The 11,205-nt window shown below is 69.6% G+C and carries 11 protein-coding genes, 1 tRNA gene and 1 pseudogene; 8 read left to right on the top strand and 5 right to left on the bottom strand.

Annotation, left to right across the window (positions count from 1 at the left end):
- Together ACR2JA_RS18335 and ACR2JA_RS18330 are read left to right on the top strand one after the other, a co-directional pair.
- The coding region (locus tag ACR2JA_RS18335; RefSeq protein ID WP_434010503.1) for a hypothetical protein at window positions 1–805 on the top strand (805 nt) is incomplete at its 5' end.
- A complete protein-coding gene (locus ACR2JA_RS18330) occupies window positions 802–1,803 on the top strand; it encodes an XdhC family protein (protein ID WP_434010502.1) in 1,002 nt (333 codons plus the stop codon). The genes ACR2JA_RS18335 and ACR2JA_RS18330, both read left to right, overlap by 4 nt.
- A gap of 10 nt (window positions 1,804–1,813) precedes the next feature.
- Here the strand turns inward: ACR2JA_RS18330 and ACR2JA_RS18325 are convergent, their stop codons facing one another.
- Window positions 1,814–2,719 (bottom strand): MOSC domain-containing protein, encoded by a 906-nt coding sequence (locus ACR2JA_RS18325; protein WP_434010501.1) that lies wholly within the window; start codon window positions 2,717–2,719, stop codon window positions 1,814–1,816.
- Window positions 2,720–2,779: 60 nt separating this feature from the next.
- Between ACR2JA_RS18325 and ACR2JA_RS18320 the strand changes: the two genes are divergently transcribed.
- The 4 genes from ACR2JA_RS18320 (at window position 2,780) to ACR2JA_RS18305 (ending at window position 7,175) form a co-directional block, all read left to right on the top strand.
- Window positions 2,780–3,961 carry an FAD-dependent monooxygenase gene (locus ACR2JA_RS18320; protein WP_434010500.1) on the top strand — a complete coding sequence of 394 codons (1,182 nt, stop codon included), beginning with the start codon at window positions 2,780–2,782 and terminating at the stop codon, window positions 3,959–3,961.
- A gap of 49 nt (window positions 3,962–4,010) precedes the next feature.
- Window positions 4,011–4,724: a DsbC family protein gene (locus tag ACR2JA_RS18315; RefSeq protein WP_434010499.1), complete on the top strand. Its 714-nt coding sequence runs from the start codon at window positions 4,011–4,013 to the stop codon at window positions 4,722–4,724.
- Between the two features lie 70 nt (window positions 4,725–4,794).
- Window positions 4,795–5,280: a DUF3429 domain-containing protein gene (locus ACR2JA_RS18310; RefSeq protein ID WP_434010498.1), complete on the top strand. Its 486-nt coding sequence runs from the start codon at window positions 4,795–4,797 to the stop codon at window positions 5,278–5,280.
- Window positions 5,281–5,309: 29 nt separating this feature from the next.
- Window positions 5,310–7,175, top strand: coding sequence for a M61 family metallopeptidase (locus ACR2JA_RS18305; protein WP_434010497.1), 1,866 nt, complete (start codon window positions 5,310–5,312; stop codon window positions 7,173–7,175).
- Window positions 7,176–7,262: 87 nt separating this feature from the next.
- Here the strand turns inward: ACR2JA_RS18305 and paaK are convergent, their stop codons facing one another.
- The 3 genes from paaK to ACR2JA_RS18290 are packed head-to-tail and all read right to left on the bottom strand — an operon-like array spanning window position 7,263 to window position 9,804.
- Window positions 7,263–8,558 (bottom strand): phenylacetate--CoA ligase PaaK, encoded by a 1,296-nt coding sequence (gene paaK, locus ACR2JA_RS18300; RefSeq protein WP_434010496.1) that lies wholly within the window; start codon window positions 8,556–8,558, stop codon window positions 7,263–7,265.
- A complete protein-coding gene (gene paaI / locus ACR2JA_RS18295) occupies window positions 8,555–8,956 on the bottom strand; it encodes a hydroxyphenylacetyl-CoA thioesterase PaaI (protein ID WP_434010504.1) in 402 nt (133 codons plus the stop codon). The genes paaK and paaI overlap by 4 nt, the downstream gene beginning before the upstream one ends.
- A gap of 41 nt (window positions 8,957–8,997) precedes the next feature.
- Window positions 8,998–9,804, bottom strand: a complete 807-nt coding sequence (locus ACR2JA_RS18290) for an enoyl-CoA hydratase-related protein (RefSeq protein ID WP_434010495.1) — start codon at window positions 9,802–9,804, stop codon at window positions 8,998–9,000.
- Between the two features lie 175 nt (window positions 9,805–9,979).
- Between ACR2JA_RS18290 and ACR2JA_RS18285 the strand changes: the two are divergent.
- Window positions 9,980–10,768 (top strand): annotated as a pseudogene (locus ACR2JA_RS18285) (enoyl-CoA hydratase).
- Window positions 10,769–10,820: 52 nt separating this feature from the next.
- Window positions 10,821–10,897 (top strand) — tRNA-Met (locus ACR2JA_RS18280).
- Window positions 10,898–10,945: 48 nt separating this feature from the next.
- Here the strand turns inward: ACR2JA_RS18280 and ACR2JA_RS18275 are convergent.
- Window positions 10,946–11,131, bottom strand: coding sequence for a hypothetical protein (locus ACR2JA_RS18275; protein WP_434010494.1), 186 nt, complete (start codon window positions 11,129–11,131; stop codon window positions 10,946–10,948).
- Between the last annotated feature and the right edge of the window lie 74 nt (window positions 11,132–11,205).

The following is an 11,205-nucleotide window of genomic DNA, read 5'->3' as shown; positions in this document are numbered from 1 at the left end:
GGGCCACTCGGCGCTGCTGGTGCTGGCCGCCGTCTGGGCCGTGTGGTCGGCGTGCCTGGAAGTGCCGCTGGCGCGCGGCGCTTGCCGCCGCCGCTGGTCGGGCTGGCCACCGTTGCTGGCCGCTGCGCTCACAGCGCTGTGCACCGCGGGCGTGCCGGGCGTGAGCGACAGCCTGTGGGCCGCGCCGCTGGTGCTGCTGTGCACGGCGTTGCTGAGCCGTTGGGCGCCAGCGCCCGCCGCACAGCACCTCGCGCCCACCGCCGCCAGCGCCCTGCCCGCCACCGCCATGGGCCTGATGATGGGCACGCTCTGGCTGAGCAACGCCTGGTGCTCAGCCGCCGGTGTGTCGCCTGCGGCGGTGGTTCTGATCCACCTCGGGCTCATGTCGGCGCTGCCCGCCCTCACCCGCCTCGATCTGGTGCCGCGCCACCTGACCACCCCATGGGCCGAACGGCTGCCGCTGGCGCTGCTGGCGCTGGGGGCGGGCGTGCTGCTCGCCGGCAGCAGCGCCGCCAACGGGCTGGTGGGCATGGGCCTGCTGGCGCTGGCCTGGTCGGTGCACGCGGGTCGCCATCGGGCCGGCGTGTCCCGTTGGGCGTCTCACGGCGCGGTGGCGTTGGGCTGGTCCCTGGGCGGTCCGGCCCTGCTGCTGGCCGTGGGCTGGCTCAGCCCGACCGCCGGCCCCGCGGCACAGCAACTCGGCTACGGTTTCCTCGGTGGCGCAGCCTTGGTGGCGCTGCTGGTCTCCGGGTGGCGCGCGACGCCGCCCCTCCCCATTCCCCTTGCACGGAGCGACGCCCCATGAACAGCCTCGACATCGATGTGATCCGTACCGCCCTGGACTGGCAGTCGCGCGGCCAGCGCGTGGTCATGGGCACGGTGGTGCGCACCTGGGGCTCGGCCCCGCGCCCGCCGGGCTCGCTCATGGTCATCCGCGACGACGGCCATGTGGCCGGATCGGTCTCGGGCGGCTGCATCGAGGAAGACCTGATCGGCCGTGTGGCGCGCGGCGAGCTGGCGCTGCGAAAGCCCGAGACAACGACCTACGGCGAGACCGCCGAGGAAGCACGGCGCTGTGGCCTGCCCTGCGGCGGCCCGGTGCAGCTGGTGCTGGAACCGCTCTCGCCGGCCTCGCAGCTGCGCGAACTGCTGGCCGCCATCGAAGGCCACCAGCGCGTGCAGCGCCGGCTGGACATGGCCACCGGCGTGGCGGGCCTGAGCCCGACCGACGCGGGTGACCGCGTGCAGTTCGACGGCCAGACCCTGACCACCGTGCACGGCCCGCGCCTGCGCCTGCTGGTCATCGGTGGCGGCCAGCTCTCGCGTTACCTCGCCAGCATGGCGGTGATGCTGGACTACCAGGTGACGGTGTGCGAGCCGCGCGTGGAATACCACGAGGGCTGGGAGCGCATGGAGGGTGTGACGCTGTCCACCACCATGCCCGACGACCTGGTGCTGGCGATGCGGCTGGACGAGCACAGCGCGGTGGTGGCCGTGACGCACGACCCCAAGCTGGACGATCTGGCGCTCATGGAAGCGCTGCGCACGCCGGCCTTCTACGTCGGCGCGCTGGGCTCGCTGCAGAACAACGCCAAGCGGCGCGAGCGACTGCTGGAGTTCGACGTGAGCGAAGACGAGGCGGCCAAGCTGCATGGCCCGGTCGGGCTGAACCTGGGCGCGCTCACACCGCCGGAGATCGCCATGAGCATCGTGGCCGAGATGACCGCCATCCGCCGCGGCATGGACCTGAGCGGGCCGATGAGCAACTGGTCGGGATCGAAGACGGTCTGCCTGACCTGCTGACCGGAGCCGATCAGTCGAATCGCCAGTCGGCCGACACCACCTGCCCCACGCGCAGCACCAGCCCGTCGCCTTCGAGCACGATGGCGTTCATGCCGAAGGTGATGGCGCCGTTCAGGCGCGGGTCCTGCCGGTAGGCCTGCAGCGCGTCGCCCACCGCCGGCGACGACACGGCGGTCTCCGGGTGAATGTTCGGGATCGGGCAGCGCGCACAGGGCTTGACGTTTTCCAGCGCCGCCACGCCGCCGTCGGTGTGGACGCGCCAGGCGCCGATGCGGTCCTCGTCCGCCGACTCGACGCCACCCAGCACGATGTTGGGCCGGAAGCGCCGCATGTCCACCGGCGCCTCACCGGCCTTCGCCAGCCGCTCGTTGAGTTCGTCCAACGACGCGGTGCTGGCCACCAGTACCCCGAAGCCGTCGGCGAACTGGGTCACCGCCTCCCGCCCGCCGGTCCATTTGGCGCTGCACAGGCGCTGGACCTCCGGGTCGAAGCGCACCAGCCGAAGCTGCTTCAGGTCGGCCGGCGCGTCCGGCCCGAGGAAATCACTGAACCACTGCGCCGCCAGGTCGCCCATGTCCCAGGCGTCCACCGCGTCGTCCCACACCCGCACGCGGCGCGGGTACTCGGCCGCCTCCAGCGACAGGTGCAGCGCCAGCATGCCCGGCGCGCGCAGCACCAGCTGCCCCAGCTTGAACGACGGCTGCACCAGCGCCATGCGCGGCAGTTCACGCTGGGTGACGAATTCGCCCTCGGCGTCCACCACCATCCAGGCGCGGTCCCACGCCAGGCCGGTCGGCGTCAGCTCGGCTTCCTGCACCGACACCGCGGCGCAGGATTTCACGGGATGGATCCACAGCTGGGCGATGGAGGCTTGCACGTCGGCCTGGATGTCGGCTTGGGCGGCGGGGTGGTTCATGGGTCAGGGGTATGGTGGACGAGCAACCGGGCGATTGTGCCCACCTCCTAAAATCCCTCCATGTCCTCCAGCCCCTCCCAGACCGGCTCCCACCGGCGCCACGACGTCGTCATCCGCGGCGCCGGCATCGTCGGCCAGACCCTGGCCCTGCTGCTGGCGCGCGACCGCCTGAAGGTGGCGCTGGTGGGCCTGCCCCGCCCCGCTGCGGCCGGCCCCGACGTGCGCGCCTACGCCATCAACACCGCCGCGCGCGAGCTGCTGCGCTCGGTGCGCGCCTGGCCCGAAGGCGGCGCCCCGGGCGACAGCGGCGAGGCCCTGCCCTCGGTCACACCCGTCACCGCCATGGCGGTGCAGGGCGACGGCAGCGGTGCGCTGCGCTTCTCGGCCACCGAACAGGGCACCGAGGCCCTGGGCTGGATCGTGGACGTGCCGGCGCTGGAACAGCGCCTGGCGCACGCGGTGCATTTCCAGGCCGGCATCACCTGCCTGGACGAAGCCCCGGCCCACGCGCCGCTGACGGTGGTCTGCGAAGGCCGCCGCAGCGCCACCCGAGCCGAGCTGGGCATCGACTACGACGTGCGCCCCTACCCGCACAAGGCCGTGGCCGCGCGCCTGAGCTGCGCCCAGCCGCACGGCGGCGTGGCCCGGCAGTGGTTCCACCAGGGCGAGATCCTGGCCCTGCTGCCCCTGGGCGGCGCGCAGGGGAACTCTGTGGCGCTGGTGTGGTCTGTCCCGGCTGAGCAAGCCGATGCGTGGACCGCCGCCGCCCCCGAAGCGCTGGCGCAAGCCGTGCAGGACCGTTGTGGACACGCCCTGGGCGAGATGGCGCTGGACAGCCCGGCGCAATCCTGGCCGCTCGAACTGTCGCGCGCGCAGCGCTGGATCGCCCGCGGCGCCAGCGGGGGTGGTGTGGTGCTGGCCGGTGACGCGGCCCACGCCATGCACCCGCTGGCCGGCCAGGGCCTGAACGTGGGCCTGGCCGACGCCGCCGAGCTGGCGCGGGTGCTGCACGCGCGCGAGTTCTGGCGCGAGCTGGGCGACCCGCGGCTGCTGCGCCGCTACGAACGCGCGCGGCAGGCCGACGTGAGCGCCATGGGCTGGCTGACCGACGGGCTGTTCGGCCTGTTCAACCAGACCGACAGCCGCGTGCAGGCGCTGCGCAACTGGGGCCTGAGCGGTGTGGACCGCCTGGGCCCGCTCAAACACTGGCTGGCCCGCCAGGCCATGGGGCACGCGGGCTGAGCACGCTCGTTGTCCTTTTGTTTTCACTTCACGCCCACGGGCCGCACCCATGAAACCGATCCGCACCACCCTCCTGGCCCTGCTGGCCACCCTGTCCCTGGGCGCGCTGGCACAGGAAGCCGCCATCCGCAAGAACCTGGCCGAGCGCCTGCCCAACCTGCCCAAGATCGACGAGGTCAGCAAGACGCCCATGCCCGGCCTGTACGAGGTGCGCATCAACCACAGCGACATCTTCTACACCGACGAAAAAGGCGACTTCCTGATCCAGGGCTCGCTGATCGACACCAAGGCCCGCGCCGACCTGACCGAGCAGCGCGTAGAAAAACTCACCGCTGTGGCCTTCAAGGACCTGCCGTTCAAGGACAGCTTCACCATCGTGCGCGGCAACGGCAAACGCAAGATGGCGGTGTTCGAAGACCCGAACTGCGGCTACTGCAAGAAATTCGAGCGCGACCTGATCAAGGTGGACAACGTGACCGTGCACGTGTTCCTCTACCCCATCCTCAGCGCCGACTCGGGCGAGAAGTCGCGCAACATCTGGTGCGCCAAAGACAAGGCCAAGACCTTCCTGGACTGGATGGTCCGGGACGTGACGCCGCCCACCGCCAGTTGCGACACCGCCGCCGTTGCGCGCAACTTCGAGTACGGCAAAAAGATCCGCATCACCGGCACGCCGGCCATGATCTTTGCCGACGGCACCCGCGTGCCCGGCGCCATCGGGGCCGACCGCGTGGAGAAATTCCTCACCGACGCCCAACCCTGAGCGGGTGTGAACCCCTCCTGCCCCACGCGCTCGGGCACCGCCCGAGGCCTTCACACCGCCTGACCGCCCCATGACCGCCACCGCCAGCGCCCCCCTCCACGACCCGAACGACACCGCCCTGATCCGCACCCTGGGCCACGCGGGGCTCATCCCCTTCGTGCTGCTGGCAGGCCTGCTCTGGCTGGTCAAGGTGGAGCTCCAGGCCTGGGTGGCCATCGCGCTGACGGCCTACGCGGCGTTGATCGCGTCCTTCCTGGGCGGCATCCACTGGGGCATCGGCTGGCTGGCGGGGCACGTGGCGGCCGGCAAGGCCACGGCACACCACGCCCAGCGCAACCACTTCCTCTGGGGCATCGTGCCCTCGCTGCTGGCCTGGCCCGGCCTGCTCATGCCCGCCTTCGCCGGCCTGGCCTGGCTGGGCTTCGTGCTCATCGTGTGTTACCTGGCCGACCGTACCCTCTACGCCCGCGCCGGCCTGCAGGCCTGGCTCACGCTGCGCTTCCGGCTCTCGGCCATCGCGGCGGTCAGCTGCTTCATCGGCGCGGGGGCGCTGTGAGCACGCGCGCCCGCTCCGTCCGCGCGGCCATGGCCCCCACCGCGCCGGCGGTGCTGTACCGCGTGGCGGTGCAGAGCACCCAGGCCCACCTGTTCGCCGTCACCCTGACCGTCGCCCGACCGGCTGCACGCCAGCGCCTGGCCTTGCCGGTGTGGATCCCGGGCAGCTACCTGATCCGCGAGTTCGCCCAGCACCTGCAGCACCTGCGGGCCACCCAGGGCGGTGAACCGGTGCCGCTGCGGCAGCTGAACAAGAACACCTGGCAGGCCGACGCCGACCCGGCCCAGCCCCTGACCCTGCACTACGAGGTCTACGCGCTGGACGCCTCGGTGCGCACCGCCTTCCTGGACAGCACGCGCGGCTTCTTCAACGCCACCAGCCTGTGCCTGCGCGTGATCGGCCAGGAAGGCCAGCCGCAGACGCTGGACATCGCCACCGAGGGCCTGCCCGCGGGTTGGCAGGTGGCCACCGGCCTGCGCGCCGTGGCGGTGGACGGCGCGGGTGTGGGCCGCTACGAAGCGGCCGACTACGACGAACTGGCCGACTGCCCGGTGGAGCTGGGCACGTTCTGGAGCGGCACTTTCGACGCCTGCGGCGTGCCGCACCGCTTCGTGGTCAGCGGCGCCGGCGGCTGGGTCGACTTCGACCGCCTGCTGGCCGACACACAACGCATCTGCGAAGCCCAGATCCGTTTCTGGCACGGCGACCAGAAGCCGCCGTTTGACCACTATGTGTTCATGCTGCACACCAGCGGCGACGGTTACGGCGGACTCGAACACCGCAATTCGACAGCGCTCATCGCCCAGCGGACGGACTTGCCCCCACGCTCCGCCGCTGCGCGGGTCGCTGCCCCCCAAGGGGGCGCGAATCCGGCTTGGGTCGGCCCGGCGCCGGATTCCCTGCCCCCACGCCCAGCCACGGCACCGCTCAAAGCCACCGACGGCTACACCACGCTGCTGGGACTGATCAGCCACGAATACTTCCACACCTGGAACGTCAAGCGCCTGCGCCCGGCCGAGTTCGCGCGCTACGACTACGACACCGAAAACCACACCGAGCTGCTGTGGTTCTTCGAGGGCTTCACCAGCTACTACGACGACCTGTTCCTGCGCCGCGCCGGCCTGATCGACGACGCCACCTACCTGGCCCTGGTCACCAAGACCTTCAACCAGGTGCAGCAGAGCCCTGGCCAGCGCGTGCAGAGCGTGGCCCAGGCCAGCTTCGACGCCTGGCTGAAGTACTACCGCGTGCAGGAAAACACGCCCAACGCCACGGTGAGCTACTACACCAAGGGCGCGCTGGTGGCGTTGTGCCTGGACCTGACGCTGCGCGCCGAAGGCCGCAGCACGCTGGACGACGTGATGCGCGAACTCTGGGTGCGCAGCAACGGCGGCCCGATCAAGGAAGCGGACATTGCCCGCGCGCTCAAGCGCCTGGGCGGCCGCGCCTTCGACCGCGAGCTGCGCGACTGGGTGCACGGCACTGGCGATCTGCCGGTGCTGGACCTGCTGGCGCCGCAAGGCGCCAAGATACACCAGGACAAGGCGCCGCTGGCACAGCAGCTGGGCCTGCGCGTGGGCGAGTCGGGCGGCCTCATCCTCAAGAACGTGCTGCGCGGCGGCGCCGCGGAAGCCGCCGGCATGGCCGCGGGTGACGAATGGCTGGGCGTGGAATTTGCGCCCGCCAAGCGCGGCGCCCCGACCGAGAGCTGGCGCGTGATGAAGCTCGACGACGTGGCCCAGCTGCGCGGCCAGCGCAACAAGCTGACCGCCCTCGTCTCACGCGACCGGCGCCTGCTGCGCTGTGCGCTGGACTGGCCCGCAGACACCCAGGCCGTGCGCCTGACGGTGGGCGACGCGGGCCTGCTGGCACGCTGGCTGGCGCCAGCGGCCTGACCACCGACGATCCGGCGCCGGGCCGCCCCAAGCCGGATCAGCCCCCCAGGGGGGCAGCGACCCGCGCAGCGGCGGAGCGTGGGCGCTCTATTTCTGGCGCTGGTCCACCACCCGCTTGGCCTTGCCCTGGCTGCGTTCCACGCCGCCTTCGGGCTTGAGCTGCACCTCGACCGAACTGCCCACGTAAACCTTGATCTCATGCCGCAGCAGCTCGGCCGCGGCGCGCGCCTCGATGCTCTCGGGCGAGAGGTCGGGCCGCGTCTCGACCGCCACCGTGAGGCAGTCCATGTGGTTCTCGCGCGTGAGCACACACTGGTAGTGCGCGGTCAGTTCGGGCCGCCGCAGGATGAGTTCTTCGATCTGGGTCGGAAAGACGTTGACGCCGCGCACGATCATCATGTCGTCGCTGCGGCCGGTGATTTTTTCCATGCGGCGCATGGTGCGCGCGGTGCCCGGCAGCAAGCGCGTGAGATCGCGCGTGCGGTAGCGGATGATGGGCAGCGCTTCCTTGGTCAGGCTGGTGAAGACCAGCTCGCCCATCTCGCCATCGGGCACCGGCTCGCCGGTCTCGGGGTGGATGATCTCGGGGTAGAAGTGGTCTTCCCAGATGGTCGGACCGTCCTTGGTCTCGACACACTCGTTGGCCACGCCCGGCCCCATCACTTCCGACAGTCCGTAGATGTCCACCGCGTCGATGTCCATGCGCGCTTCAATGGCCACGCGCATGTCGTTGGTCCAGGGCTCGGCGCCGAAGATGCCGATGCGCAGACTGCTTTCGCGCGGGTCCAGACCCTGTCGCTGGAACTCGTCGGCGATGGCCAGCATGTAGCTGGGCGTGACCATGATGATGTCGGGCCGGAAGTCCTGGATCAGCTGCACCTGGCGCTCGGTCTGGCCGCCGCCGAAGGGCACCACGGTCAGTCCCAGCTTCTCGGCGCCGTAGTGCGCGCCCAGGCCGCCGGTGAACAGGCCGTAGCCATAGCTCACGTGCACCATCTCACCGGGCCGGGCACCGCTGGCGCGGATGCTGCGCGCCACCACCGTGGCCCAGGTGTCGATGTCTTTGAGCGTGTAGCCCACCACGGTGGGTTTGCCGGTGGTGCCGCTGGACGCATGGATGCGCGCGCACTGCTCACGCGGCACCGCGAACATGCCGAAGGGGTAGCCGTCGCGCAGGTCCTGCTTGGTGGTGAAGGGAAACTTCGCGAGGTCGCTCAGGCTCTTGCAGTCGTCCGGGTGCACACCGGCCTCGTCGAACTTGCGCCGGTAGACCGGCGAGTTGGCGTAGGCGTGGCGCAGCGTGGCCTGCAGGCGCTTGAGCTGCAGCGCACGCAGCTCGTCGACGCTGGCTTTCTCGATGGGTTCGAGCGGAAAGTGGTTCATGCGCCCTCCTCTTCCGGAAACACCTGCCCGGGAATCACCGCGCTCTTGCCGCGGAACATGGCCACCACCTCGCCCTTCTGGTTGGTGACCTTCATGTCGTAAATGCCGTGGCGGCCCTGCAGCGCCTGCTCGACGCCTTCGCAGGTCAGCACGTCGCCGTCGTGACCCGGCTTGAGGAACTCGATGCTGCAGCCGGCGGCCACCGCGTTCTTGTTGTAGCTGTTGCAGGCGTAGGCAAAGGTGGTGTCGGCCAGCGTGAAGATGAAGCCGCCGTGGCAGATCTTGTGGCCGTTGAGGTGCAGCGGCTTGACGGCCATGCGCAGCACCGCGCGGCCGGGCGCCACGCTGACGATTTCCATGCCCATGGTCTCGCGCGCGGCCACATCGGCCGCGAACATCGACTCGCCCACCCGCTTCGCACGTTGTTCGGGGGTCATCCTCATTCCCCCTTGAACTGCGGCGCGCGCTTCTGGCGAAACGCCATCACGCCTTCGATGTAATCGTGCGTCTGGCCCAGCGCCGACTGGGTGTCGCGCTCGGCGTCCAGCTGCTGGTTGAGCGTGCGGGTGCTGGCATCGCGCAGCAGGGCACGGGTGGCGACCAGGGCTTTGGTCGGCATGGCGGCCAGCTTCTCGGCCATGGCCATGGCAGCGGTCAGCGGGTCGTCCTGCACGTCCCAGATCTTTCCCCAGTACTTGGCCTGCGCGGCGGGCAGCTTGTCGCCCGTCATGGCCAGCGCCATGGCGCGCGCCAGGCCCAGCCGCTCGACCAGGAACCAGCTGCCGCCCGCGTCGGGGATCAGGCCGATCTTGCTGAAGGCCTGGATGAAGCTCGCGCCCGGCGCGGCGATGGCGATGTCGCAGGTCATGGCCAGCGAGGCACCGGCACCCGCTGCCACGCCGTTGACCGCGGCGATGACCGGAAAGCGCAGCGACTGGATGCGCCGGGCCGTCGGGTTGAAGGCCTGGTCGATCACCGGGCCGGGATCGGCACGCTTCACCAGGTCCGGCCCGGGCTCGAAATCGAACTCGGCCAGATCGGCCCCGGCACAGAAACCGCGGCCGGCGCCGGTGAGCACCAGGGCGCGGACGGCCGGGTCGGCCTCGGCGCGGTCCAGCGCGGCCCAGAGGTCGCGGTGCATCTGGCGCGTGAAGCTGTTGAGCGCGTCGGGGCGGTTGAGCGTGAGCAGGACGACGGCGCCGCGTGCTTCGTAGAGCACGGTGCCGCCCGTGGCTGGGGCGTTCATGGGTGTGTGTCTCCTGGCGCCACACGTCGGCAGCGCTCTGTTTTCGGGGTCTGGCTGGCAATCTACCATTAACCGACCCATCGGTCGGTTAATGTTTTCCCTTGGGTGGCCGCGCTCTGCGGCGGCCGCTATAGTTGACGTTCACGTCAATCATCTCCACCACCCGAGGAACCCCATGAGCGAAGCCGCCACCCCCGAACTGATCACCGTGCGCACCGAAGGCCGCGTGGGCATCGTCACCCTGAACCGCCCCAAGGCGCTGAACGCGCTGAACGACCAGCTGATGGACGAACTGGGCGCCGCGCTCAAGGCCTTCGACGCCGACGACGGCATCGGCTGCATGATCGTGACCGGCAGCGAAAAAGCCTTCGCCGCCGGTGCCGACATCGGCGCCATGGCCAAGTACAGCTTCGCCGACGCCTACAAGGGCGACTACATCACCCGCAACTGGGAAGCCATCCGCAGCGTGCGCCAGCCGGTCATCGCCGCCGTCAGCGGCTTTGCCCTGGGCGGCGGCTGCTAGCGGGCCATGATGTGCGACTTCATCATCGCCGCCGACAACGCCAAGTTCGGCCAGCCGGAAATCAAGCTGGGCATCATCCCCGGCGCCGGCGGCACGCAGCGCCTGCCCCGCGCGGTGGGCAAGGCCAAGGCCATGGACATGGCCCTCACGGGCCGCATGATGGACGCCACCGAAGCCGAGCGCGCTGGCCTGGTCAGCCGCGTGGTGCCGCTGGACAAGCTGATGGACGAAGCCCTGGGCGCGGCCCTGCAGATCAGCCAGTTCTCGCAACTGGCGGTGATGGCGGCCAAGGAATCGGTCAACCGTGCCTTTGAAGGCGGCCTGGCCGACGGCGTGATGTTCGAGCGCCGCCTGTTCCACGCGCTGTTCGCCACCGAAGACCAGAAAGAAGGCATGGACGCGTTCGTCAACAAGCGCGCGGCCGTGTTCAAGCACGCCTGAAACCGAGGGGGCTTGAAAGTCACCGCGTTTTAGGTCTATAATGCGCGGCTTCGGCGATATAGCTCAGTTGGTTAGAGCGCAGCATTCATAATGCTGATGTCGGTGGTTCAAGTCCACCTATCTCCACCAAATTCAAAGCCCACAGTCTTGCGACTGTGGGCTTTTTGGTTTAGAAATTCAAGCGAAAACGTCCACCGCTTCTCTCAGACCATTCCAGTCCATCTTTTTGCGTTGATGACCCAAACGCCTGTTTTTGCCTGCTTTCCCGCTTTTGTCTGACGAAGACACCCGGCCTCGCCCCGTCAAGGCTTCAGGGGCTGTTCGTTTTTCCACGCGGTCGATCTGGTTGATCACAGGGGCCATGGGACGCAGGGTCTGACCGATAGAGATTGGGCTGATTCGCATGGGGAACTTTCAGGAATGCTTAAGGGATACAT

It is taken from the genome of Hydrogenophaga sp. (assembly GCF_051007235.1).
GTDB lineage: Bacteria > Pseudomonadota > Gammaproteobacteria > Burkholderiales > Burkholderiaceae_C > Hydrogenophaga.
Note: the sequence above shows the minus strand (reverse complement) of the source record. Positions and strands in the feature narration are given on the sequence as shown.

Bases quoted from the DNA above. Each gene is read 5' to 3' on its own strand.
- ACR2JA_RS18330 (WP_434010502.1), top strand. From the start codon at position 802: ATGAACAGCCTCGACATCGATGTGATCCGTACCGCCCTGGACTGGCAG.
- ACR2JA_RS18325 (WP_434010501.1), bottom strand. From the start codon at position 2,719: ATGAACCACCCCGCCGCCCAAGCCGACATCCAGGCCGACGTGCAAGCC.
- ACR2JA_RS18320 (WP_434010500.1), top strand. From the start codon at position 2,780: ATGTCCTCCAGCCCCTCCCAGACCGGCTCCCACCGGCGCCACGACGTC.
- ACR2JA_RS18315 (WP_434010499.1), top strand. From the start codon at position 4,011: ATGAAACCGATCCGCACCACCCTCCTGGCCCTGCTGGCCACCCTGTCC.
- ACR2JA_RS18310 (WP_434010498.1), top strand. From the start codon at position 4,795: ATGACCGCCACCGCCAGCGCCCCCCTCCACGACCCGAACGACACCGCC.
- ACR2JA_RS18305 (WP_434010497.1), top strand. From the start codon at position 5,310: ATGGCCCCCACCGCGCCGGCGGTGCTGTACCGCGTGGCGGTGCAGAGC.
- paaK (WP_434010496.1), bottom strand. From the start codon at position 8,558: ATGAACCACTTTCCGCTCGAACCCATCGAGAAAGCCAGCGTCGACGAG.
- paaI (WP_434010504.1), bottom strand. From the start codon at position 8,956: ATGTTCGCGGCCGATGTGGCCGCGCGCGAGACCATGGGCATGGAAATC.
- ACR2JA_RS18290 (WP_434010495.1), bottom strand. From the start codon at position 9,804: ATGAACGCCCCAGCCACGGGCGGCACCGTGCTCTACGAAGCACGCGGC.
- ACR2JA_RS18275 (WP_434010494.1), bottom strand. From the start codon at position 11,131: ATGGCCCCTGTGATCAACCAGATCGACCGCGTGGAAAAACGAACAGCC.